Below are 21,680 nucleotides of genomic sequence, written 5' to 3' on the forward strand. Positions count from 1 at the left end.
CCCCAGCTCCGCAAAGTCATCCGCCGAGCCGAGACCATCAAGAGGGCGAAGGTTGCCTGACCCGGCACTAGCCGGGCGAACTCCCTCGCCCCCCGGCCTCGACGAGCGGTTCGCGCGCAGGTCGGTACGGTCGGCGTCCGTGGAATTCAGACGCCTCGGCCGCTCCGGCCTGACCATCTCCGAGATCGCCTACGGCAACTGGCTGACCCACGGCAGCCAGGTCGAGGAGGACGCCGCGCACGCCTGCGTGCACGCGGCCCTCGACGCCGGCATCACCACCTTCGACACCGCCGACGTCTACGCCCAGACGAAGGCCGAGTCCGTGCTCGGCCGGGCGCTGGCCGGCCAGCGCCGTGAGGGCCTGGAGGTCTTCACCAAGGTCTACTGGCCGACCGGCCCCGGCGCCAACGACCGCGGCCTGTCCCGCAAGCACATCATCGAGAGCTGCCACGCCTCGCTGAAGCGGCTGCAGACCGACTACGTCGACCTCTACCAGGCGCACCGCTACGACTCCACGGTCCCGCTGGAGGAGACGATGACCGCCTTCGCGGACCTCGTCCGCCAGGGCAAGGTCCTCTACCTCGGGGTGTCCGAGTGGCGGGCCGAGGAGATCGCGGCCGCGGCCGAGCTGGCCCGTGAGCTGAGGGTCCAGCTGATCAGCAACCAGCCGCAGTACTCGATGCTGTGGCGGGTCATCGAGGCCCAGGTCGTGCCCACCAGCGAGAAGGAGGGCCTGTCCCAGATCGTCTGGTCCCCGCTGGCCCAGGGCGTGCTGACCGGCAAGTACCAGCCGGGCCAGCAGCCGCCGGAGGGCAGCCGCGGGGCGCACGCCAGCGTGGGCGGGTCGATGCAGTCCTTCCTGACCGACGACATCCTCACCCGCGTGCAGCAGCTGCGCCCGATCGCCGACGAGGTCGGCCTGACGATGGCCCAGCTCGCCGTCGCCTGGGTGCTGCAGAACCAGAACGTCGCCGCCGCGATCATCGGCGCCAGCCGGCCCGAGCAGGTGCACGACAACGTCAAGGCCGCCGGCGTCCGGCTGCCGGCCGAGGTGCTGACCCGCATCGACGAGGCGCTCGGCGACGTCGTCGAGCGCGACCCCGCGAAGACCTCGCGCGGCTGAAATAGGACCTCCCTGCCCCCCACCGCTCGCAAGCTCGCGGCGGGACCCTGCAGGGAGGCCACCGGGGCGGACGACTCGTCGTCCGCCCCGGTTCTATGTGGCGGCCAGCCCCATCGGGCCGTACACCTTCGTCTCGCCCTCGAAAAGGGTCACGGTGGCGATCCCGCGCTCCAGCAGGTCCCGCCAGTTCTCCCCCAGCCAGGACTCGGCGTCCCCCTGGCTGTCCCAGTCCGTGACCTCCAGGTCGAGGCTCGCGGGGTCCACGGGTGCACCCGTCGGGTCTTCCAGCTGCCAGGTCCAGCGCATGGCGGCGAGGCTAGTCAGGTCCCGGCCGACGCGGTTGGTGATCTTGGTTTACGGAGTAAGGCGATCGGGGCATGGAGGGTGGCGTCCAGCTCCCCTCGACCGCGGAGGACCCATGGCCCTGCCCAGCCCGGGCACCGGTTCGACCCGAGCGGAGACCCCGCCGCCCGACCCCGCGAACGCCTCCACCGCCCAGTTGCTCGGCGACCTCACCGACCAGGTCACCCGCCTGGTCCGGAACGAGGTCCAGCTGGCCCAGGCCGAGGTCACCGGCAAGGCCAAGCGGCTCGGCGTGGGCGCGGGGCTGTTCGGCGGCGCCGGCCTGGTCGCCGTCCTCGGCCTGAACGCGCTGATCACCGCGGCCATCCTGGGGCTGGCCGCGGTCCTGCCCGGCTGGCTGGCCGCGATCATCATCGCCGTCGTCCTCTTCGCCGTCGCCGCCGTCCTGGGCCTGCTCGGCAAGAAGGACGTCCAGCAGGCCGCTCCCCCACTGCCCACCGAGACGCTCGAGAGCGTCAGGACCGACGTGGCGACGGTGAAGGAGCGGGCGCAGCGATGACCGCACCCGACGGCCACCGCCCGGCCGGGGCCCCCGGGCCCGGCGCCCCGGACGTCGGCGGGCCGACCGATCCCGACGCCATCCGCGCCGACATCGAGCGCACGCGCGAGCAGCTCGGTCGCACCGTCGACGAGCTCAGCCACCGGCTGGACGTGCCCAGTCGGGCGCGGGAGGGCGTCTACCGCGCCCGGGACACGGCCGTGGAGACCTACCGCGAGAGCCCGCCGGTCGTGCTCGGGGCCGTCGCGGCCCTCGTCACGCTCGTCGTCGGCCTGGTGATCTGGAGGAGGAAGGGATGAGCAAGGGCGCGCAGCTCGCCTACCGTCCGATCGGCCTGATCGGCGGCGTGCTCGCCGGCATGGTGTCCGGCGCGGTCTTCAAGCAGGTCTGGAAGCGCGTGGCGAACGAGGACGACGCCCCCAGCGCGCTGCAGAGCGAGTATCGGATGCGTGAGGTCGTCCTCGCCGCGGCGATCCAGGGCGCGATCTTCGCCGCGACGAAGGCCGCGATCGACCGGGCCGGCGCCCGTGGCTTCACCAAGCTGACCGGCAGCTGGCCCGGCGACTGACCCGCCCGACCCCCGACGAGGAGCAGCTCGATGGTCAACACCGGTCGTCCCGAGAGCTCAGTCGACCGCATCCGCCAGCGGGTGCAGGAGAAGGCCGAACGGCGCGCCGCGGCGCGGGCCGCCGCCGAGCGGGCCGCCGACCGCCCGGCGACCGGCTCCTCGTCGGCGGACGTGGTCGCGACGGACCGCCGGGAGGATGCCCGGCCGGCCCCGGACGTGCCCAGCGAGGCCGAGCTGCCCGGCGTGCACGCCGAGAAGCCGACGCAGATCCCGGCGCGGGGCTGGGTGCAGATCGTCAAGCGCGCCTGGGCCGAGAACAACGCCGACAACATGCCGATCATCGGTGCCGGTGTCGCGTTCTTCGCCTTCCTCGCGGTCTTCCCGGCGCTCATCGCGACCATCTCGATGTACGGGCTGGTCGCCTCCCCGGAGAGCGTGAGCGAGCAGATCGAGTCGCTGTCCGGCCAGCTGCCCGAAGAGGCACAGAGCCTGCTCGCCGACCAGCTCAACTCGATCGTCGACAACAGCGGCGGCGCACTGACCGTCAGCCTGATCATCTCGATCCTGGCCGCGCTGTGGAGCGCCTCCGGCGGCACCGGAAACCTGATCACCGCGGTGAACCTCGCCTACGACGAGGTGGAGACCCGCGGCTTCGTCAAGCGGAAGGCCCTCGCGCTCGGGCTGACGCTGGGCGCGATCGTCTTCGTGCTGATCACCTTCGCGCTGGTCGCCGTCGTGCCCGCGGTGCTCGAGATGCTGCCGCTCGGGATCTTCGGCACCGTCCTCGCGCAGGTCATCCGCTGGGTGCTGCTGCTCGGCGTGGTCGCGGGCTCGCTGGCGGTGCTGTACCGGGTGGCCCCCGACCGGGACGCCCCCCGCTTCGCCTGGGTGAGCCTCGGCTCGGTCGTCGTCACCGTGATCTGGGCGATCGTGAGCCTGCTGTTCAGCATCTACGTCGACAACTTCGGGTCCTACGACAAGACCTACGGCGCGATCGCCGGCGTGATCGTGCTGATGCTGTGGCTCTACCTGACCTGCTTCCTGGTGCTCCTCGGCGCGGAGATCAACTCCGAGGCCGAGCACCAGACGGCGCACGACACGACCGAGGGCGAGCCCCAGCCCATGGGCAAGCGCGACGCCACGATGGCCGACGAGCTGCCGGACCCGCCGACCCCCACCAAGGAGTCGAAGAAGTCGGCCTAACGCACGTGGGAGGGGACGAACGGCGGACGGCGGACGACGACCGGCTGCGGCCGGCCCCGGACGTCGACGGCCACCTCGTGGCCCTCGGCCACCCCGGCGGCGGTGTCGACCAGCGCGAGGGCGATCCCGGTGCGCAGCGTCGGGGAGAACGTGCCGCTGGTGACCACGCCGATCCGCTGCCCGCCCGCGCCGAGGACGGCCATGCCCGGCCGCGGGATCCCGCGCCCGGGGGCCTGCAGCCCCCACAGCTGCCGGGCGGGGCCGGCCTCCTTCTCGGCCAGCAGCGCCTCCCGGCCCCAGAACGCCGTCTTCTCCCACCCGACGGCCCAGCCCGAGCGCGCCTGGTTCGGGGTGATGTCCAGCGACAGCTCGTGCCCGTGCAGCGGGTAGCCCATCTCGGTGCGCAGCGTGTCCCGGGCGCCGAGCCCGCAGGGCCGGATGCCGTGCGGCTCCCCGGCCGCGAGGACCGCGTCCCACAGCTCACCGGCCCGGGCGGCGTCGACGAGCAGCTCGTAGCCGTGCTCGCCGGTGTAGCCCGTGCGGCAGACCGTGACCTCGTCGCCGTCCCCACCGGCGAACGACATGTACGCCAGGTCCCCGCCGGGCAGCCCGGCGGCGGTGAGCACCTCCGGTGAGCGCGGACCCTGCAGCGCCAGCACGGCCACCTCGGTGTGCCGGTCGATGATCGTGACCCCCTCCGGAGCGGCCGCCGACAGCCGGGCCAGCACGTCCGCGGCGTTGGCGGCGTTGGGCACGAGCAGGACGTCGTCCGGGCCGTGCAGGTAGACGATCAGGTCGTCGACCACGCCCCCGGCCCGCGGCTCCCCGTCGGGCACGCAGCAGAGCGTGTACTGCGCCTGCCCGGGCCCGATCCGGGACAGGTCGTTGCTGAGGCAGGCGTCGACGAAGGCCGCCGCCCCCGGCCCGTGGACCGTGGCGGTGCCCAGATGGGAGACGTCGAACAGGCCCACGGACTCCCGCACCGCGGCGTGCTCGGCGAGGACGCCGCCGTGCGCGTACTCGATCGGCATCGACCAGCCACCGAAGTCCGCGAACTTGGCGCCGGCGGCCGCGTGGCGCTCGTGCAGGGGCGACAGCAGCGGGGAGATCACCGTCGAGACGCTAGCGGGTGCCGAGGCGGGGCCCGCTGCGTCCGCTGCGCCGCGGGTCCTACGCCGTCCTTAGGATCGACGCCGTGCCGCCGACGATCTCCGCCACCGACCGCCCGATCGAGAAGCTCTCCGCCGACGCCGTCGTGGTCGGTGTCGGCAAGGGGCCCTCAGGACTCCTCTCCACGCCCGGCGCCGATGCCGTCGACCGGCTCCTCGGCGGGCGGCTGCTCGCCGCGCTGGCCGACCTGGGCGCCAAGGGCGCCGAGGAGGAGGTCACCAAGCTGCCCACGTTCGGCCAGGGTCCGTTCCCGGTGGTCGTCGCGGTCGGGCTCGGTGCGCCGCAGCCGGACGGCTGCTACTCCCCCGACGGGGTGCGGCGGGCCGCCGGTGCCGCCAGCCGCGCGCTCGCCGGCCGGAGCACGGTCGTCACCCTGCTCGCGGCCGTCGGCGGGCCGCCGGACGCCGAGCGGCTGCACGCCGTCGGCGAGGGCTCCCTGCTCGGGGCCTACGAGTTCACCGCCTACAAGTCCAAGCTGCCGGCCGACCGGCTCGCCCCGCCGTCGTCGTTCGAGCTGGTCGTCCCGGCCGTCGCCGAGGTGAAGGGGCAGCTGGAGCGGATTCGCGCCGTCGCGCACGCGGTCGCCCTGGTCCGGGACCTGGTGAACACCCCGCCGAACGACCTGTACCCGGCCGAACTCGCCGCGCGGGGCGCTGCGGCCGGCAAGAAGGCCGGGTTGTCGGTCGAGGTCCTGGACGAGAAGGCGCTGGCGGAGGGTGGCTACGGGGGCATCCTGGCCGTCGGTGGCGGCTCGGCGCGGGGCCCCCGGCTGCTGCGGATGACCTACCGCGGCAAGAAGGCCAAGGCGAAGATCGCGCTGGTCGGCAAGGGCATCACCTTCGACAGCGGCGGTCTGTCGATCAAGCCCGCGCTGAAGATGGAGGACATGACCAGCGACATGGCCGGTGCCGCGGCCGTGATCGGCACCGTCTGCCTCGTCGCCGAGCTGGGCCTGCCGGTCGAGGTCACCGCCACCGTCCCGATCGCCGAGAACCTGCCCGGCGGCAGCGCCTACCGCCCGGCCGACGTCGTGACCTTCCGCAACGGCAAGAAGGTGCTGATCACCAACACCGACGCGGAGGGTCGGATCGTGCTCGCCGACGCGATCTGCCGCGCGGCCGAGGACTCCCCCGACTACCTGCTGGAGACCTCCACCCTGACCGGCGCCCAGCTGGTCGCGCTGGGCACCCGCACGGCCGGGGTGATGGGGAGCGACGACCTGCGGGACGCCGTGGTCGCGGCCGCGCGTCGGTGCGGGGAGCCGATGTGGGCGATGCCGCTGCCGCCGGAGCTGCGCCGCGGGCTGGACTCGCCCCTCGCCGACATGGTCAACGCCAACGCCGACCGGATGGGCGGCATGCTCGTCGCCGGGCACTTCCTGGCCGAGTTCGTCCCGTCCGGCCTGCCGTGGGCGCACCTCGACGTCGCCGGTCCCGCCTACAACACCGGCTCGCCGTGGGGTCACACCCCCAAGGGCGGCACGGGCGTGCCGGTCCGGACGCTGCTGGCGACCATCGAGGACCTCATCGCCCGGTGACGTCCTGGAACGGCCTCGCTGCAGGGGCCCCGCCGCGCGCGCTCAGCGCGTGGTGGGGTAGCGGGGTCCTTCAGCGGTGGTCCTTCGACCGCTGCCGGGCGCTCCAGTCACGCATCCGCTGCGGATAGCCGGTCACCTGGGCGTCGTAGACGGGTATCGCCAGTTCCCGGGACAGCCGGCGGGCGACGTCGGGGCCGTCGATCCGCCGCCGGGTCCACTCCCCGTCCGCGGCGACCAGCAGGATCGTCGTCTCGGTGACGGCGGTGCGCGGCTCGACGTAGCCCTCCACGCCGCGCCGGGTCGCCACGAACTGCTCGAGGTGGGCGAGGTCCCCGCGGCCGGAGGCGCGGTCCAGCGTGCCCCGCCGGTCGGCCGGCGGGCGGCCTCCGCGCAGGCGGTCGAACAGCCCCATGCCCCGCTCCAGGTCCGGGCGCCGCGGGCTCGTCCGCCGCGCTCTGACCGACTGCAACGGAACACCAGGACGCGCCGTTCCCCGGAGTGGCAGGATGAGAAGGCGCACGATCGCCGAGTCCGGTGGAATGCCGGGCCACACAGCACTGAGGAGCCCTTGTGAGCGCACCGTCCACCCCCGCTGACCTGGTCATCCTCGGCGGTGGCTCCGGTGGCTACGCCGCCGCGCTGCGCGCCGCCGAGCTCGGCATGCAGGTGGTCCTGATCGAGAAGGACAAGGTCGGCGGCACCTGCCTGCACCGCGGCTGCATCCCCACCAAGGCCCTGCTGCACAGCGGCGAGGTGGCCGACAGCGCCCGCGAGGGCGAGCAGTTCGGGGTGAAGACCTCGCTTGCCGGCATCGACATGGACGGCGTCAACGCGTACAAGGACGGCGTCGTCGGCCGGCTATACAAGGGTCTGCAGGGGCTGATCAAGAGCCGCAAGATCACCTATGTCGAGGGCGAGGGGCGGCTGGTCTCCGCCACCGCCGTGCAGGTGAACGGGCAGACCTACGAGGGCCGCCACGTCCTGCTGGCCACCGGCTCCTACTCCCGCTCGCTGCCGGGCCTGGAGATCGACGGCACGAAGATCATCACCAGCGAGCACGCGCTCGACCTGGACCGCGTCCCGACCTCGGCGATCGTCCTCGGCGGCGGCGTCATCGGCTGCGAGTTCGCCAGCGCCTGGAAGTCCTTCGGCGTCGACGTGACCATCGTCGAGGCCCTGCCCCACCTGGTGCCGCTGGAGGACGAGGCCTCCTCCAAGCTGCTGGAGCGCGCGTTCCGCCGCCGGAAGATCGATTTCTCCGTGGGCACCCGGTTCGCGAAGGCGGAGCCCACCGCCGACGGCGTGAAGGTGACGCTGGAGAACGGCAAGGAGTACGAGGCCGAGCTGCTGCTCGTCGCGGTCGGCCGCGGCCCGGTCAGCCAGGGCCTGGGCTACGAGGAGGCCGGCGTCGCCGTGGAGCGCGGCTTCGTCCTCGTCGACGAGTACTGCCAAACCAGCGTGCCGACCATCTCCGCCGTCGGCGACCTGATCCCGACCCTGCAGCTGGCCCACGTCGGGTTCGGCGAGGGCATCCTCGTCGCCGAGCGCCTGGCCGGGCTGCCGGTCGTGCCGATCGACTACGCCGGCGTCCCGCGGATCACCTACTCCGAGCCGGAGGTCGCCTCCGTCGGACTCACCGAGGCGCAGGCCAGGGAGCGGTACGGCGAGGTCGAGGTGCTCAACTACGACCTCGGCGGCAACGGCCGCAGCCAGATCCTCAAGACGCAGGGCGCGGTCAAGCTCATCCGCCAGAAGGACGGCCCGGTCGTCGGCGTCCACATGGTCGGCAGCCGCGTCGGCGAGCTCATCGCCGAGGCCCAGCTCATCTACAACTGGGAGGCCCTGCCCGACGAGGTCGCCCAGCTGATCCACCCGCACCCCACCCAGAGCGAGGCCCTGGGCGAGGCGCACCTGGCGCTGGCCGGGAAGCCGCTGCACGCGCACGGCTGACCGCCGCACCACCGCTCCACCCGCATGACCCGACCCCCCTCCGCACCGCCCACCACGACCTGAGGAGACCTGTCTTCGATGCCGACGTCCGTCACCATGCCCGCCCTGGGCGAGAGCGTCACCGAGGGCACGGTCACCCGCTGGCTCAAGCAGGAGGGTGACCAGGTCGAGGTCGACGAGCCGCTCCTGGAGGTGTCCACCGACAAGGTGGACACCGAGATCCCGTCGCCCGCCGCCGGCGTGCTCAGCAAGATCCTCGTGGGTGAGGACGAGACCGTCGAGGTCGGTGCGGAGCTCGCGGTGATCGGTGGGGACGCCTCCGGTGACGGTGCCGCGCCGGCCGCCGAGCAGCCCGCCGCCGAGGAGCCTGCGCCCAGCGAGGAGCCGGCGCCCAGCGAGGAGCCCGCCGCAGCCGAGGAGCCGGCACCGGCCCCGGCCCAGGCCGGCGGGGACGGCGGCTCCGCCGGCGGCGGCGAGGGCACCCCGGTGACCATGCCGGCCCTCGGCGAGAGCGTCACCGAGGGCACGGTCACCCGCTGGCTCAAGCAGGAGGGTGACCAGGTCGAGGTCGACGAGCCGCTCCTGGAGGTGTCCACCGACAAGGTGGACACCGAGATCCCATCGCCCGCCGCCGGCGTGCTGAGCAAGATCCTCGTGGGTGAGGACGAGACCGTCGAGGTCGGCGCGCAGCTCGCGGTGATCGGTGGTGGGGCGGGCGCTCCGGCGGCCGCTCAGCCGGCCCAGGCCGAGCCCGCCCCGAAGGCCGAGCCGGCCCCCGAGGCGGAGCCCGCTCCGAAGGCGGAGGCGGCGCCCTCGCCGCAGCCGACCCCGAGCCGCGCCGAGACCTCCTCGGCGGCACCGGGCGCCGACTACGGGTCCAGCGGTGCGATGCCCACCCAGTCGCCGACGTCCCAGCCCGCGCCCGCGCAGGCCGTGGCGCCGCCGTCGCAGCCGGCGGCCCCGGCGCCGGAGGGGCAGGGCGCCTACGTCACCCCGCTGGTGCGGCGGCTCGCCGCCGAGCACGGTGTCGACCTGGGCTCCGTGCAGGGCACCGGTGTCGGTGGCCGGATCCGCAAGCAGGACGTCCTGGCCGCGGCCGAGCAGGCCGCCCAGCCGGCTCCCGAGGCCGCGGCGCCGGCCGCCGGGCGCACCCCGTCGCCGGCGGCGACCCCGGACACGAAGCTCCGCGGACGCACCGAGAAGCTGTCCCGGCTGCGGACCGTCATCGCCAAGCGGATGGTGGAGTCGCTGGCGGTCAGCGCGCAGCTGACCACCGTGGTCGAGGCCGACATCACCCGGATCGCCAAGCTGCGCGACCAGGTGAAGAACGACTTCGCCTCCCGCGAGGGCGTCAAGCTGTCGTTCCTGCCGTTCTTCGCGAAGGCCGCCGTCGAGGCGCTCAAGGCCCACCCGGCCGTGAACTCCTCGATCGACCTGCAGGCCGGCACCGTCACGTACCACGACAGCGAGAACCTCGGCGTCGCCGTGGACACCGAGCGCGGCCTGCTCGTCCCGGTGATCCAGGGTGCCGGTGACCTCAGCATCGCCGGGATCGCCCGGAAGATCGCCGACATCGCGGAGCGGACCCGCTCGAACAAGGTCACCCCCGACGAGCTCGGCGGTGGCACGTTCACGCTCACCAACACCGGGAGCCGGGGCGCGCTGTTCGACACCCCGATCATCAACCAGCCCCAGGTGGCCATCCTGGGCGTGGGCTCGGTGGTCAAGCGCCCGATCGTGGTGAACGACCCGGACCTCGGCGAGGTCATCGCGGTCCGGTCGATGGTCTACCTGGCGCTGACCTACGACCACCGCATCGTCGACGGCGCCGACGCCGCCCGGTTCCTCGGCACGGTGAAGGAGCGGCTGGAAGCCGGGCAGTTCCAGGGTGAGCTCGGCCTGTCCTGAGCCCCGGCGCGAGGGGCCCCGGCTTCGGCCGGGGCCCCTCGTCGTCTCCGCACCGTCCCCTCCCCCGACTCCGGTCAGGAGCATTCGATGAAGGTGGCCCTCACCGGTTCCTCCGGGCTGATCGGGTCGGCGCTCGTGCCGGCCCTGCGCGCGGACGGGCACGAGGTGATCCGCCTCGTCCGGCGCACTCCCCGCACGGCCGACGAGCACCGGTGGGACCCGGTCCACCGCCGCGTCGACCCCGCGCTGCTGCTGGACGTCGACGCGGTCATCAATCTCGCCGGGGAGCCGATCCGGCCGCGGCCGTGGACCCGGGCGTACAAGGAGCGGCTGCGCACGAGCCGGCTGGACAGCACCACGACGGTCGCCGAGGCGCTGGCCGCCGCGGCCACGAGCGACCCCTCGCGGCGGCGCGTGCTGCTGTCCGCCTCGGGCATCGACTTCTACGGCGACACCGGCTCCCGGACGGTCACCGAGCGCGACCCGGCGGGGAGCAGCTTCCTGGCCACGCTGTGCACGGAGTGGGAGGCGGCCACCGCCCCGGCCGAGGCGGCCGGCGTCCGGGTCGCCCACCTGCGCACCGGCCTGGTGGTGGGCCGAGGCGCCACCCTGATGAAGATCATGGGCCTCGTCTTCCGGATGGGCCTCGGCGGGCGCCTCGGGTCCGGCCGGCAGTACTGGCCGTGGATCAGCCTGCAGGACGAGGTGGACGCGATCCGGTTCCTGCTGACGGCGGAGGTCGCCGGCCCGGTCAACCTCACCGCCCCGACCCCGGTGACGAACGCGGAGTTCACCCGCGCCCTGGCCCGGGTGCTCCACCGGCCGGCCGTGCTGCCGGTACCCGGGATCGCCCTGCGCCTGGCACTCGGCGCGTTCGCCCGGGAGGCGGTCCTCGGTGGGAAGCGGGCGGTGCCGGCCGCACTGACGGAGGCGGGGTTCCAGCACACGCACCGTGACCTGGAGCAGGCGCTGCGGGCGGCGCTCACGCCCTGAGGTGCCGCCCACCTCCCCACTCCGTCCGGACGTCATCCGGCGAGCCAGGCGTCGCTGATCCGCCAGCCCGCGGCGGTACGGATGAGCACCATGCCCACTCGCGCCTCGCCGCGCCCGGGTAACTGGGCCACCGGCGCCGTCGCGGGGCCGGCCGTGGACACCACCCGGTAGCCCGGCAGCTCGTCGTCCAGCACGAGCTCCACCCGGTCCGGCGACTGCCGCGCCACCGACTCCGTGCGCACTACCGCCGGGGTGAAGCCGGCGAGCTGCTGCCCGGCGGCAGCCAGCGCCTCGACCTGCTCGAGATCCCGCTCCAGGAGGGCGCTGCCCGCGGCGTAGACCCCGGTCAGCGCGGCCGGATCCGCCTGCTGGAACGCGGCGGCGCGGCGGGCGTAGAGCGCCGAGACCACCGCCGACCACCCGGCCGGGTCGACCGGCTCGACCTGGTCGGCCGGCACGGACGGCTGCGCCACCGGTCCGGGGGCCGCGTCGGGGTCGTCCTCCGCACCCGGCGCACTGCTCGCCGGCGGCGGGCTCCGCGGAGGAGCGGCCGGCGAGGGAGTGGGCTGCGCGCCCGGGGCGTGGGCGCTCTCCGCGGCCGGGACCGGCTCCCCCGTCCGGCCGCCCCAGGCCGTCCCTGCCCAGACTGCGGCGGCGAGCCCGCCGGCCACCACCACGAGCGCCACCGCGACCGCTCCCGCGCGGCGCAGCACCGTGCCCAGCCAGGGGCCGGACCCCTCCTCCGCGCCGAGGCGAGCGCGCACGACGTCCCGCAGCCGATCGAGCCGACCGGCGTCGGCGGGGGCGGCATGGACCGCCCGCGCGCGCCGGTCGGCCACCTGGTGGGTGAGCTCGGTCTGCGGGCCGTGCCCGGTGCGCGCCAGCTCCGCGTCCGGCACCCCCGGGGCGGGCAGCCGGACGGGCTCCGGCCGGCAGGCGTGTCGCAGGTCGAGCGCGAAGGCGGCCGCGGACCCGCGCAGGTGGGGCTCCGGGGAGAGCCCCCGCGCGACCACCCGGACCAGCTCCGCCGGCGCCTCGGGCGCGAGGAGCGCCAGATCGGGCAGAGCTCCGTCGGCGGCGACCGCGAGGCTGCCGGCGGGGTCGGCGGCGTTCCAGGGGGCGATGCCGGTGAGCGCGTGGAAGGCGGCGGCCGCCACGCCGAAGACGTCCGACGCCGGGCCCGGAGCGCCACCCCGGGCCACCACCGGGTCGACGTAGGGCGGCGTCACCTCCGCCCGCGCGTCGTCCCCCACCAGCCGGGCGGTGCCGAGGTCGGTGAGCACCGGCCGACCCTCCGCCGTGAAGACGATGTTGCCGGGCGACAGGTCGCCGTGGACGACGCCGCGCTCGTGCGCCTGGGCCAGCGCCGCGGCCACGGGGGCGACCGTGGTGACCACCTCGCCCGGCCGCAGCCGGCCGCGCCGGGCCAGCAGCGCCGCGAGGCTGCCACCCTCCAGCAGGTCCAGCACCAGGGCGACCTCGGCCGACCCACCGCGCACCTCGCGCCGGACGACGTGGTGCAACCGGACCAGGTGCGGGTGGTCGAGCTCGGCGAGCAGCCGGGCCTCCCGTTCCTGCCGCTCCGGGTCCCCGCGCAGCAGGACCTTGACCGCGACCGGTGCGCCCCCGCCCCGCGGGCGCGCGCGCCACACCTGACCGGACCCGCCCCGGCCCAGCAGCTCCTCGAGCACGTACCCGGGCACGACGGGGGCGGGTGTCGGCAGCGGCGGCGCGGGCATGTCGGGCACGGTAGGGCCGGCGGCGTCGATCGTGCCGCCGCTGTCCACAGGCCCGGCCCCGGTCCACAACCGCCACCGCCGGGCGGACCGCGGGCTCCGGGCCCGCCTAGGTTCGGCTCCACCACCGCCGAGGAGAGGGGCCCGATGCCCGCCACCGCGCCGACCGTGCTCGCCACCAGCATGGGCTTCGACTCCCGCGGCCGGGGGCCGTACGACTGGGCGCCCGGCCCCGTGTTCGACCTCGCCGCCCAGCTGGCCGGGGCGCCTCCGCGGCCCCGCATCTGCTGGCTCGGCACCGCGACCGGTGACGACCCGGCCCGGGTCGCGGGGTTCTACGGGGCCTTCGCCGGCCGGGACGTGCGCCCCAGCCACGTCAGCCTGTTCCCGATGCCCACGGTGGCCGACGTGCGCGCGCACCTGCTGGCCCAGGACGTGGTGTGGGTGGGCGGCGGCAGCGTCGCCAACCTGCTGGCGGTGTGGCGGGTGCACGGCCTCGACGAGGTGTTCCGCGAGGCCTGGGCCGCAGGCGTCGTCCTGGCCGGGGTGTCCGCCGGTTCCCTGTGCTGGCACGTCGGCGGCACCACCGACTCGTTCGGGCCCGACCTGCGGCCGGTGACCGACGGACTGGGGCTCCTGCCGTACAGCAACGGGGTCCACTTCGACTCCGAGGAGCAGCGCCGTCCGCTGTACCACCGGCTGGTCGCGGACGGGACGCTGCCCGCCGGTCACGCCACCGACGACGGCGTCGGCCTGGTCTACCGCGGCACCGACCTGGTGGAGGCCGTCGCCGACCGTCCCGGCAGGGCCGCGTACCGGGTGGTGCCCGGCGGGGACGGCACGGCGGTCGAGACCCGGATCGAGCCGAGACGACTGCGGTGACGACACATAGGCTCGGGGTCGTGAGCGAACTGCAGGTCATCCGGGCGGGTCTGGTCCCCTACGAGGACGCGTGGGCGAGGCAGCGCGAGCTGCACGATCAGCGGGTGGCCGGCACCGGCCCCGACACCCTGCTGCTCCTCGAGCACCCTCCGGTCTACACCGCCGGCAAGCGCACCGAGCCGCACGAGCGGCCCTTCGACGGCACGCCGGTCATCGACGTCGACCGCGGCGGCAAGATCACCTGGCACGGCCCCGGGCAGCTGGTCGGGTACCCGATCGTCCGGCTCCCCGACCCGGTCGACGTGGTGGCGCACGTCCGCCGACTGGAGCAGGCCCTGATGGTCGTCTGCGCGGAGCTGGGCGTGCCGACCGAGCGGGTCGAGGGGCGCAGCGGCGTGTGGCTGCGGGCCGACGAGAGGGGCCCCGACCGCAAGGTGGCCGCGATCGGCGTCCGGGTCGCCCGGGGCGTGGCCATGCACGGGTTCGCGCTGAACTGCGACCCCGACATGCGCGCCTTCGCCAACATGATCCCATGCGGCATCGTCGATGCCGGCGCCACGTCGCTGTCGGTCGAGCTGGGCCGGGACGTCCCGGTCAGCGAGGTGATCGACGCGGTCGAGCGGGAGATGCGCGCCGTCCTGGCGCCCGTCCCCGCCACCACCAGCTGACCATCGTGCCGCTGCCGACCAGCGAGTACGTCAGCCTCACCACCTTCCGGCGCACCGGGGTCCCCGTGGCGACCCCGGTGTGGGCTGCTCCGGACGGCGCGGACCTCCTGGTCTGGACCCGGGCCGACTCGGGCAAGGTGAAGCGGCTGCGGCACACGCCCCGCGTGACGGTCGCGCCCTGTGACGTGCGGGGCCGGCCGCAGGGGCCGGAGGTGGCCGCGGTCGGCAGCTTCGTGCCGGAGGAGGAGTGGCCGCACGCGCTGGACGCGCTCCGTCGTCGCTACGGCCTGCGCTTCCAGGTGGGCCTGGTCGTCTCGCGCGCGTGGAGCCGGATCACCCGACCGGGCACGCAGCGGCACGCCGTCCTGCGCATCTCGCCGGTGTGACGGGGCGGGCCGGTGGGCCCGCCCCCCGCGGCTCAGCTCAGGACGAAGTTGACCAGCCGGCCCGGGACCGCGACCACCCGGCGCACGGTGGCGCCGTCCAGGTACCCGGCGATCCGCTCGTCGGCCCGGGCCGCCGCCTCCAGGCCGGCGGCATCGGCGTCGGCCGGCACCGCGACCTGGGCCCGCACCTTGCCGTTGACCTGGACCGCGACGGTCACCGTCGCGTCGACCAGCCAGCGCTCCTCGGCGACCGGGAACGACGCCCAGGCCACCGAGGAGTCGTGCCCCAGCCGAGCCCACAGCTCCTCGCCCAGGTGCGGCGCCAGCGGGGCCACCAGCAGCACCAGCCCCTCGGCGACCGCGCGAGGCACCGCTGTCCCAGGCGGGTAGGCCGAGGTCAGGTGGTTGGTCAGCTCGGTGATCCGGGCGATCGCGATGTTGAACCGGAGCGTGGTCATGCCGTCCCGGACGGCCTCGACCGCCCGGTGCAGCGCGCGGGAGGTGTCGTCGTCCGGCTCGACGTCGGCGACCCGCACCGCGCCGGACTCCTCGTCGACCACCACGCGCCAGATCCGCTGCAGCAGGCGCTGCGCGCCGACCACGGCCTTGGTCTCCCACGGCCGGGACTGGTCCAGCGGCCCGGTCGACATCTCGTAGACCCGGAAGGTGTCCGCGCCGAACGCCGCGACCATCTCGTCGGGCGTCACCACGTTCTTCAGGCTCTTGCCCATCTTCCCGTACTCGCGGGTGACCGGTTCCCCGTCGTGGAAGAACCGCCCGTCCCGCTCCTCCACCTCGGCCGCGGGCACGTAGAAGCCACGGGAGTCGGTGTAGGCGTGCGCGGAGATGTAGCCCTGGTTCACCAGCCGGCGGAACGGCTCCTCGCTGCTGACGTGGCCCAGGTCGAACAGCACCTTGTGCCAGAACCGGGCGTACAGCAGGTGCAGCACCGCGTGCTCGACGCCGCCGACGTACAGGTCGACGCCGCCGACGTCGCCCGGCTCCCGCGGGCCCAGCCAGTACCGGTCCAGCTCGGGGTCGACCAGCCGCTCGGCGTTGGTCGGGTCGGCGTAGCGCAGGTAGTACCAGCACGACCCGGCCCAGTTGGGCATCGTGTTGGTCTCCCGGCGGTAGGGCTTGGGCCCGTCGCCCAGGTCGAGGGTGACCGTCGTCCACTCCGAGGCGCGCGACAGCGGCGGCTCGGGCCGGGAGTCGGCGTCGTCGTCGGCGAACGTCTTCGGCGAGTAGTCGTCGACGTCGGGCAGCAGCACCGGCAGCATCGAGTCCGGGACGGCGATCGGCAGGTCGTCCTCGTCGTAGACGACCGGGAACGGCTCGCCCCAGTACCGCTGGCGGCTGAACAGCCAGTCGCGCAGCTTGAAGGTGGTCGTCGCCTCCCCGTTCCCGGTCGCGACCAGCCAGTCGGTGACGGCGGCGATCGCGGCGTCCTTCTCCAGCCCGTCCAGCGACAGCCGCTCGTTGGACGAGTTGATCATCGGCCCACTGCCGGTGTAGGCACCGGCGGTCTCGTCGAAGCCGGCCGGCGGCTGCACGGTGCGCACGATGGGCAGCCCGAACGCCTGCGCGAACTCCCAGTCCCGCTGGTCCTCTCCCGGCACGCCCATGACCGCGCCCGTGCCGTAGCCGAACAGCACGTAGTCGGCGATGAACACCGGCATGTCCTGACCGGTCAGCGGGTTGCGGGCGGTGACACCCAGCCAGACACCGGTCTTGTCCCGGCCCTCGGTCTGCCGCTCCAGCTCCGACCGGCGGGAGGCCTGCACCTCGTAGGCCTCGACCGCCTCGCCCGGGGTCGCGGCGCCACCGGTCCAGCGCGGGTCGACGGCGTCGGGCCAGGCTGCGGCGGTCAGCGTCTCGACCAGCGGGTGCTCGGGAGCCAGCACCATGTAGGTGGCCCCGAACAGCGTGTCCGGCCGGGTGGTGAACACCTCGACGGTCTCCGCCGCCGCCGGGTCCCCCTCGCCCGTCCCCACCGTGAACCGGACGCGGGCGCCAGTGGACCGGCCGATCCAGTTGCGCTGCATGTGCTTCAGCGAGTCCGACCAGTCCAGCCGGTCCAGATCCTCGAGCAGGCGCTCGGCGTAGGCGGTGATCCGCATCATCCACTGGGTCAGCGGACGACGGAACACCGGGAAGTTGCCCCGCTCGGAGCGCCCGTCGGCGGTGACCTCCTCGTTGGACAGGACGGTGCCCAGCCCGGGGCACCAGTTGACCGGCGCCTCGTGGCGGTAGGCCAGCCGGTGCGCGTCGACGACCCGGCGGCGGCCGACCTCGTCCAGCTCGGCCCAGCTTCGTCCCTCGGGCAGGGTGCCCGGCGCGGGCCGGCGGGTGCCGGCGTCCAGCTCGCTGACCAGGTCCGCGATCGGCCGGGCCCGGCCGCGGCCGCCGTCGGCGGTCTCGTCGAACCAGGACTCGAAGATCTCCTTGAAGATCCACTGGGTCCACCGGTAGTAGTCCGGGTCGATCGTGGCGAAGGTGCGCCGGGTGTCGTGGTCGACGCCCAGCCGGCGCAGCTGCGCGCGGATCGCCTCGATGTTCGCCTCGGTGGTGATCCGCGGGTGCTGCCCAGTCTGGACTGCGTACTGCTCCGCGGGCAGCCCGAAGGCGTCGTAGCCCATCGGGTGCAGCACGTTGTGCCCGTCCATCCGCAGGAAGCGGCTGGTGACGTCCGTGCCCAGGTAGCCCAGCGGGTGCCCGACGTGCAGGCCGGCGCCCGAGGGGTACGGGAACATGTCCATCACGAAGGCCTTGGGCCGGTCGGCGACCCGGTCGAAGCCCTCGCTCAGCGGGCCGGCCGGGTTGGGCGTGCGGAAGGTGCCCTCGGCGTCCCACCGGTCCTGCCAGGCGAGCTCGATCTGCTGCGCCAGCGCCGGGGTGTACCGGTGCGGGGGCACCTCACTGCTCGGCTCGGTGCCCGTCTGGCTGGCCGTCTGGCTCATCGCTGTGCTCCTGGGTCCTGGTTCCGGTGGGCGGGCAGAAAAAAACCCCTCACGCAGGAGGGGTCGCCGTGCTGTCGATGCGGATCAGGTCAGCACGGCCGGTGAAGGAGGAGCCCGCCGGACACGGTGCCAGCCTACCGCGCTGCCCCCGGACCCCGCGCCGCAGTTCCGGAACGGTCAGTCCGCGTCGCCGTACAGTCCGCGCAGCTGTTCGGCCAGCGCGGCGAGCTGCGGTCGGGCCTCCGGGGTGAGGACCTCCAGCCGGCGGCCGAGGCCGGCGACGTGGGCGACGATGAGCGGCAGTGAGGGGCCGGCGACCGTCACCTCGACCCGGCCGTCGGGAGCCGTCCCGCCGACCGTCACACGCTCACGGCCCAGCCAGCCGAGCAGCACCGGCACGACCTCCGGCTCGGCCAGGGCCTCCACCCGGACGCCGGTGCGCCGCTGCTCCACCTCCCCTACGTTCTGCTCCCAGGCCGCCCGCAGGTCGAACCCGGGCGGTCGCTCGACCGGCTGCCCGGTGGCGGCGACGTCGGTCACCCGCCCCACCCGGAAGGTCCGCACACCTGCGTCGGTGTCGGCGACCAGGTACCAGACCCCGCCCTTGGTCACCAGGCCCAGCGGCGAGACGACCCGGCTGGACGGTCGCGCGTCCCGGCCGCGGTACCCCAGCACGACCTGCTGCCCCTCGAGGACCGCCCGCTGCAGCGCCGGCAGGTGCGGGGGCTCCGGTGGCGCCGTCCGGCCCCAGCTGGCCGCGTCGACGACCACCGCCGCCCCGGCCGCCCGGGCGCCCTCCCGGAACGGCGCGGGCAGGGCGCCGAGCAGCTTGCGCAGCGCACCCGCGGCGGCCGGCGCCACGGCCGCCGAGGAACCGGCGGTGAGGAACAGCGCGCGGGCCTCGTCGGCGGTGAGCCCGGTCAGGTCGGTGCGCGCCCCGCCGACCAGCGCCCATCCCCCGCCCGACCCCGGCGTGCTGTACACCGGGACGCCGGCGAGGCTGAGCGCCTCCAGGTCCCGGCGGGCCGTGCGCTGGGACACCTCCAGCTCGCGGGCCACCTCGGCGGCGGTCACCCGGCCCCGCATCTGGAGCAGCAGCAGGACGGCGATGAGCCGGTCGGCGCGCATGCCCGCAGCTTGGCCGACGAAGTGGCCAGGAGGTGACCACTTCGGCTGCGACGGTCGGTCCATGACACAGACCTCGACCACCGCGTCGACCACCACCGACCCCCGCCCCGCGTTCGGCTCCGCGGTCGAGACGGCCGTCGCCGCCGTCGCCGCCGTCCGGCCCGAGCAGCTCGCCGGCCGCACCCCGTGCACCGAGTACGACGTCCGCGCCCTCGTGGGCCACCTGGTCGCGGTGCTGCGCCGGGTCGCCGCCGTCGGGCGCGGCGAGCCCCCGTTCTCGGTGTCGCAGGTGACCACCGGCGTGCCCGTCGACGGCTGGGCCGCAGCCGCGCGGGCCGCCGCAGCCGAGGTGCGCGCCGTCTGGAGCGACGACCGGCTGCTCGACCGGGAGCTGACCCTGCCGTTCGGCAGGTACCCGGGCGCCGCGGCGCTGGCCGCCTACACCGCGGAGCTGACCACGCACACCTGGGACCTGGCGCAGGCCACCGGGCAGGCGCCGGACTGGGACGAGCGGGTGCTCGCCGTCGCGCTCCCGGCCGCGCACCGGATCCTGCCAGCCGACGTCCGCGGCGGACCTGTGCCGTTCGGGCCGGTGGTCCCCGTGCCCGACGACGCGCCACTGGTCGACCGGCTGGTCGCCTGGCAGGGCCGCGATCCGCGCTGGACCCCGTGAGCGGGCGGTGGCGTCCCAGGCCCGCCTTGGGCGCCACCTCGGTGGGGGGGCCCAGGACGTCGACGGCCTGGCGGGGGTCCCGGCGAGTCGGAGGGGCGCCAGTCCCCCGGCGTCCGGCGATCGCGGCGGCCCGCCGGGCGACCTCGGGGTCGTCCGCGCCGACACAGACGGTGACGGCCGCGCTGTACCTCAACGACGACGATCGCGGCCGGCCTCGTGGCAGGACGCCCTGACCTCGGCGATCCGCTGCCGGGCGCCCTCCATCGAGCCGACGGGCACGTTGAACTCCGCCGCGTACCGGGCGGCCAGCCTCGGCGTCCGGCGGGCGCTGTGCCCGCCGACCAGGACGGGGATGCCGCTGGTCCCCGCCTCGAACCAGCCAGCTCCCAGGCCGAACTCGACCCGGCCGCCGCTCATGGCCAGGTAGTGGTCGGAGCGGAGCGCCTCGAAGCCGGTCTCCTCGGTGCGGCGGGCTACGGCAAGCAGGTCGTCGTAGGTGGCACCCGTCTGGGGTTCGGTGAAGATCTGCAGCTGCACACCGCGCCCGCCGGCCAGCCCGTCCATGAGCGCGCTGCCCGGCGGGGGCTCGGGGTGTGCTCGCCGGGTTTCCCGGGCAGGATGATCGCGACGCGATCAACTCGGAGGTGCAGGAGTGTCCCGCAAGCAGAGCAGCCCGACCGAGGTCATCGGCGCAGAGTTGCAGGAGGGGTTCGCGCATCTCGGCGCCGCGGTCTCCGAGGCCCGGAAGGCGACCGCCGAGCAGCTCAGGCCGCAGGTCGAGGCGGCCACGAAGGCGGCTCAGGCCGCCTACGCCGCGGACCTGGCGCCCCGGGTCGAGGCGGCCGTCGCCGCGCTCACCCCCCGGGTCGAGGCAGCCGTCGCCGCACTCGAACCGCAGCTCACGGCCGCGCAGAAGGTCTACGAGAAGGACGTCGTCCCGCGGGTGGAGGCGGCCGTCGCCGCGCTCGGCCCGCAGCTGGTGGCCGCCCAGAAGGCCTACGAGAACGACGTCGTCCCCCGGCTCGAGGCGGCGACGAAGACGGCGATGGCCAACCTCGAGGCGGCCATGGCCGCCGCCGCCCCCAAGGTGGATGCGGCCCGGGTGGCCGCCGTCCCGGTGCTGGAGGGCGTCCGGGAGAGCCTCGCCGAGGGTGTGGAGAACGCCCGCACCCAGCTGACCTCCCGGAGCAGCGAGCTCGCGGCCACGGTCGGCGCCGCCGCCGCGGCCCAGGCCGAGAAGGTGCGGCACGACGCCGAGGCCGCCCGCGACCAGGCCGCGGCCCGGGTGGCCGCCGCGCTCACCGCCGCGGAGGTCAGCCGCCGGGCGGCGGGCAAGAAGGCCGAGGAGCTCGGCAGGCGTGCGGAGAAGCTGTCGAAGAAGGCGGCCAAGCGCCGGGCCGAGATGGAGAAGGCCGCGGCCCGGGCCCGCAAGGAGGCCGCCAAGCGCACCGCGGCGACCGTCACCTCGGTCAAGCGCGGGGTCGGCATCGAGAAGAAGCAGCCGCGCCGGTGGCCGTGGGTGCTCGCCGTCCTGGCCGCGGTGGCCGCCGGCGTCGCCATCCTCATCCGTCGCAATGCCCCCGACGACCAGTGGACCCCCGCGCCCGCCGGCGACGGGCCCGTGCCCAGCTACCGAGAGGACCCCGTGCCCAGTTCACCCAGCAGCCCGGCCGGCGGCTCTGAGACCCCTCAGGTCCAGGGCAAGACCGTCTCGACCGCCGAGACGGCACCGTCGGACTCCTCCCCCACCGACACCGACATCGGTGCCCTGGAGGCCCAGCCGGCGTCCGGCCCCGACGAGCCGAGCAACCAGTCGACCCCGGAGCCGGCCACCAGCACGTACAACGACCCCGACACTCCGATCGCCACCGCCGGTCCGGACGGCGCGGACCAGGGCGGTCCGGCCGGCGAGCCGGGCAACACCCGGGGCTGA

Annotated in this window: 21 protein-coding genes; 14 read left to right on the top strand and 7 right to left on the bottom strand. The window is 74.8% G+C overall.

The window, feature by feature from the left end; genetic code table 11:
* Nucleotides 1-139: 139 nt before the first annotated feature.
* Nucleotides 140-1,123, top strand: coding sequence for an aldo/keto reductase family protein (locus tag HK417_RS22565; RefSeq protein WP_222272290.1), 984 nt, complete (start codon nucleotides 140-142; stop codon nucleotides 1,121-1,123).
* Nucleotides 1,124-1,216: 93 nt separating this feature from the next.
* Here the strand turns inward: HK417_RS22565 and HK417_RS22570 are convergent, their stop codons facing one another.
* On the bottom strand, nucleotides 1,217-1,429 hold the full coding sequence (locus HK417_RS22570) for a hypothetical protein (RefSeq protein WP_222272291.1): 213 nt from the start codon (nucleotides 1,427-1,429) through the stop codon (nucleotides 1,217-1,219).
* Between the two features lie 112 nt (nucleotides 1,430-1,541).
* Here HK417_RS22570 and HK417_RS22575 point away from each other — a divergent pair, with 112 nt between their 5' ends.
* Genes HK417_RS22575 through HK417_RS22590 form a run of 4 tightly spaced genes read left to right on the top strand, consistent with a single transcriptional unit; the run spans nucleotide 1,542 to nucleotide 3,756 of the window.
* Complete coding sequence (locus HK417_RS22575; RefSeq protein WP_222272292.1) at nucleotides 1,542-1,985, top strand: phage holin family protein; 444 nt, start codon at nucleotides 1,542-1,544, stop codon at nucleotides 1,983-1,985.
* Nucleotides 1,982-2,284, top strand: a complete 303-nt coding sequence (locus tag HK417_RS22580) for a DUF3618 domain-containing protein (RefSeq protein WP_222272295.1) — start codon at nucleotides 1,982-1,984, stop codon at nucleotides 2,282-2,284. Before HK417_RS22575 ends, HK417_RS22580 begins: the two co-directional genes overlap by 4 nt.
* A complete protein-coding gene (locus HK417_RS22585) occupies nucleotides 2,281-2,553 on the top strand; it encodes a DUF4235 domain-containing protein (RefSeq protein ID WP_222272297.1) in 273 nt (90 codons plus the stop codon). The genes HK417_RS22580 and HK417_RS22585 overlap by 4 nt, the downstream gene beginning before the upstream one ends.
* A gap of 30 nt (nucleotides 2,554-2,583) precedes the next feature.
* Complete coding sequence (locus HK417_RS22590; RefSeq protein ID WP_222272299.1) at nucleotides 2,584-3,756, top strand: YihY/virulence factor BrkB family protein; 1,173 nt, start codon at nucleotides 2,584-2,586, stop codon at nucleotides 3,754-3,756.
* On the opposite strand, the gene gcvT is transcribed toward HK417_RS22590, so the two are convergent.
* The gene (gene gcvT / locus HK417_RS22595) at nucleotides 3,753-4,868 is read right to left on the bottom strand and encodes a glycine cleavage system aminomethyltransferase GcvT (protein WP_308123782.1); all 1,116 of its coding nucleotides are present in this window, start codon (nucleotides 4,866-4,868) and stop codon (nucleotides 3,753-3,755) included. The genes HK417_RS22590 and gcvT overlap by 4 nt on opposite strands.
* A gap of 83 nt (nucleotides 4,869-4,951) precedes the next feature.
* On the opposite strand from gcvT, the gene HK417_RS22600 reads away from it, so the two are divergent.
* Nucleotides 4,952-6,463, top strand: coding sequence for a leucyl aminopeptidase (locus tag HK417_RS22600; RefSeq protein ID WP_222272301.1), 1,512 nt, complete (start codon nucleotides 4,952-4,954; stop codon nucleotides 6,461-6,463).
* Between the two features lie 70 nt (nucleotides 6,464-6,533).
* Here HK417_RS22600 and HK417_RS22605 read toward each other — a convergent pair whose 3' ends face one another.
* Nucleotides 6,534-6,875, bottom strand: a complete 342-nt coding sequence (locus HK417_RS22605; RefSeq protein ID WP_222272303.1) for an oxidoreductase — start codon at nucleotides 6,873-6,875, stop codon at nucleotides 6,534-6,536.
* 158 nt (nucleotides 6,876-7,033) lie between these two features.
* Here HK417_RS22605 and lpdA point away from each other — a divergent pair, with 158 nt between their 5' ends.
* From lpdA to HK417_RS22620, 3 genes are all read left to right on the top strand, one after another.
* Nucleotides 7,034-8,413 carry a dihydrolipoyl dehydrogenase gene (gene lpdA / locus HK417_RS22610; RefSeq protein WP_222272305.1) on the top strand — a complete coding sequence of 460 codons (1,380 nt, stop codon included), beginning with the start codon at nucleotides 7,034-7,036 and terminating at the stop codon, nucleotides 8,411-8,413.
* Between the two features lie 78 nt (nucleotides 8,414-8,491).
* Complete coding sequence (gene sucB, locus HK417_RS22615; protein ID WP_222272307.1) at nucleotides 8,492-10,321, top strand: 2-oxoglutarate dehydrogenase, E2 component, dihydrolipoamide succinyltransferase; 1,830 nt, start codon at nucleotides 8,492-8,494, stop codon at nucleotides 10,319-10,321.
* Between the two features lie 87 nt (nucleotides 10,322-10,408).
* Complete coding sequence (locus tag HK417_RS22620; protein WP_222272309.1) at nucleotides 10,409-11,314, top strand: TIGR01777 family oxidoreductase; 906 nt, start codon at nucleotides 10,409-10,411, stop codon at nucleotides 11,312-11,314.
* 32 nt (nucleotides 11,315-11,346) lie between these two features.
* Here the strand turns inward: HK417_RS22620 and HK417_RS22625 are convergent, their stop codons facing one another.
* Nucleotides 11,347-13,053 carry a serine/threonine-protein kinase gene (locus HK417_RS22625; RefSeq protein ID WP_222272311.1) on the bottom strand — a complete coding sequence of 569 codons (1,707 nt, stop codon included), beginning with the start codon at nucleotides 13,051-13,053 and terminating at the stop codon, nucleotides 11,347-11,349.
* A gap of 144 nt (nucleotides 13,054-13,197) precedes the next feature.
* Here HK417_RS22625 and HK417_RS22630 point away from each other — a divergent pair, with 144 nt between their 5' ends.
* Genes HK417_RS22630 through HK417_RS22640 form a run of 3 tightly spaced genes read left to right on the top strand, consistent with a single transcriptional unit; the run spans nucleotide 13,198 to nucleotide 14,986 of the window.
* Complete coding sequence (locus HK417_RS22630; RefSeq protein ID WP_222272313.1) at nucleotides 13,198-13,932, top strand: peptidase E; 735 nt, start codon at nucleotides 13,198-13,200, stop codon at nucleotides 13,930-13,932.
* Between the two features lie 20 nt (nucleotides 13,933-13,952).
* Nucleotides 13,953-14,600, top strand: a complete 648-nt coding sequence (lipB, locus tag HK417_RS22635; RefSeq protein ID WP_222272315.1) for a lipoyl(octanoyl) transferase LipB — start codon at nucleotides 13,953-13,955, stop codon at nucleotides 14,598-14,600.
* 5 nt (nucleotides 14,601-14,605) lie between these two features.
* Entirely contained in the window at nucleotides 14,606-14,986 is a 381-nt protein-coding gene (locus HK417_RS22640; protein WP_222272317.1) for a PPOX class F420-dependent oxidoreductase, read from the top strand.
* A gap of 32 nt (nucleotides 14,987-15,018) precedes the next feature.
* Here HK417_RS22640 and leuS read toward each other — a convergent pair whose 3' ends face one another.
* Entirely contained in the window at nucleotides 15,019-17,946 is a 2,928-nt protein-coding gene (leuS, locus tag HK417_RS22645) for a leucine--tRNA ligase (protein WP_222272319.1), read from the bottom strand.
* Nucleotides 17,947-18,123: 177 nt separating this feature from the next.
* Nucleotides 18,124-19,137, bottom strand: a complete 1,014-nt coding sequence (locus HK417_RS22650) for a helix-turn-helix transcriptional regulator (protein ID WP_261327610.1) — start codon at nucleotides 19,135-19,137, stop codon at nucleotides 18,124-18,126.
* Here HK417_RS22650 and HK417_RS22655 point away from each other — a divergent pair.
* Nucleotides 19,136-19,747, top strand: a complete 612-nt coding sequence (locus HK417_RS22655) for a TIGR03086 family metal-binding protein (RefSeq protein WP_222272327.1) — start codon at nucleotides 19,136-19,138, stop codon at nucleotides 19,745-19,747. The two genes, HK417_RS22650 and HK417_RS22655, sit on opposite strands and share 2 nt — an antisense overlap.
* A gap of 189 nt (nucleotides 19,748-19,936) precedes the next feature.
* On the opposite strand, the gene HK417_RS22660 is transcribed toward HK417_RS22655, so the two are convergent.
* Nucleotides 19,937-20,311 (bottom strand): hypothetical protein, encoded by a 375-nt coding sequence (locus tag HK417_RS22660; protein ID WP_261327611.1) that lies wholly within the window; start codon nucleotides 20,309-20,311, stop codon nucleotides 19,937-19,939.
* An 88-nt stretch (nucleotides 20,312-20,399) separates the two neighbouring features.
* On the opposite strand from HK417_RS22660, the gene HK417_RS22665 reads away from it, so the two are divergent.
* Nucleotides 20,400-21,680, top strand: coding sequence for a hypothetical protein (locus HK417_RS22665; RefSeq protein WP_222272329.1), 1,281 nt, complete (start codon nucleotides 20,400-20,402; stop codon nucleotides 21,678-21,680).

Source organism: Modestobacter marinus (genome assembly GCF_019799945.1).
Lineage (GTDB): Bacteria > Actinomycetota > Actinomycetes > Mycobacteriales > Geodermatophilaceae > Modestobacter > Modestobacter marinus_B.

What these genes read in the sequence shown, in the direction of transcription:
- HK417_RS22570 (WP_222272291.1), bottom strand. Translation starts at nt 1,429, where the DNA reads ATGCGCTGGACCTGGCAGCTGGAAGACCCGACGGGTGCACCCGTGGAC.
- HK417_RS22575 (WP_222272292.1), top strand. Translation starts at nt 1,542, where the DNA reads ATGGCCCTGCCCAGCCCGGGCACCGGTTCGACCCGAGCGGAGACCCCG.
- HK417_RS22580 (WP_222272295.1), top strand. Translation starts at nt 1,982, where the DNA reads ATGACCGCACCCGACGGCCACCGCCCGGCCGGGGCCCCCGGGCCCGGC.
- HK417_RS22585 (WP_222272297.1), top strand. Translation starts at nt 2,281, where the DNA reads ATGAGCAAGGGCGCGCAGCTCGCCTACCGTCCGATCGGCCTGATCGGC.
- HK417_RS22590 (WP_222272299.1), top strand. Translation starts at nt 2,584, where the DNA reads ATGGTCAACACCGGTCGTCCCGAGAGCTCAGTCGACCGCATCCGCCAG.
- HK417_RS22605 (WP_222272303.1), bottom strand. Translation starts at nt 6,875, where the DNA reads ATGGGGCTGTTCGACCGCCTGCGCGGAGGCCGCCCGCCGGCCGACCGG.
- sucB (WP_222272307.1), top strand. Translation starts at nt 8,492, where the DNA reads ATGCCGACGTCCGTCACCATGCCCGCCCTGGGCGAGAGCGTCACCGAG.
- HK417_RS22620 (WP_222272309.1), top strand. Translation starts at nt 10,409, where the DNA reads ATGAAGGTGGCCCTCACCGGTTCCTCCGGGCTGATCGGGTCGGCGCTC.
- HK417_RS22625 (WP_222272311.1), bottom strand. Translation starts at nt 13,053, where the DNA reads ATGCCCGCGCCGCCGCTGCCGACACCCGCCCCCGTCGTGCCCGGGTAC.
- HK417_RS22630 (WP_222272313.1), top strand. Translation starts at nt 13,198, where the DNA reads ATGCCCGCCACCGCGCCGACCGTGCTCGCCACCAGCATGGGCTTCGAC.
- leuS (WP_222272319.1), bottom strand. Translation starts at nt 17,946, where the DNA reads ATGAGCCAGACGGCCAGCCAGACGGGCACCGAGCCGAGCAGTGAGGTG.
- HK417_RS22655 (WP_222272327.1), top strand. Translation starts at nt 19,136, where the DNA reads ATGACACAGACCTCGACCACCGCGTCGACCACCACCGACCCCCGCCCC.
- HK417_RS22650 (WP_261327610.1), bottom strand. Translation starts at nt 19,137, where the DNA reads ATGGACCGACCGTCGCAGCCGAAGTGGTCACCTCCTGGCCACTTCGTC.
- HK417_RS22660 (WP_261327611.1), bottom strand. Translation starts at nt 20,311, where the DNA reads ATGGACGGGCTGGCCGGCGGGCGCGGTGTGCAGCTGCAGATCTTCACC.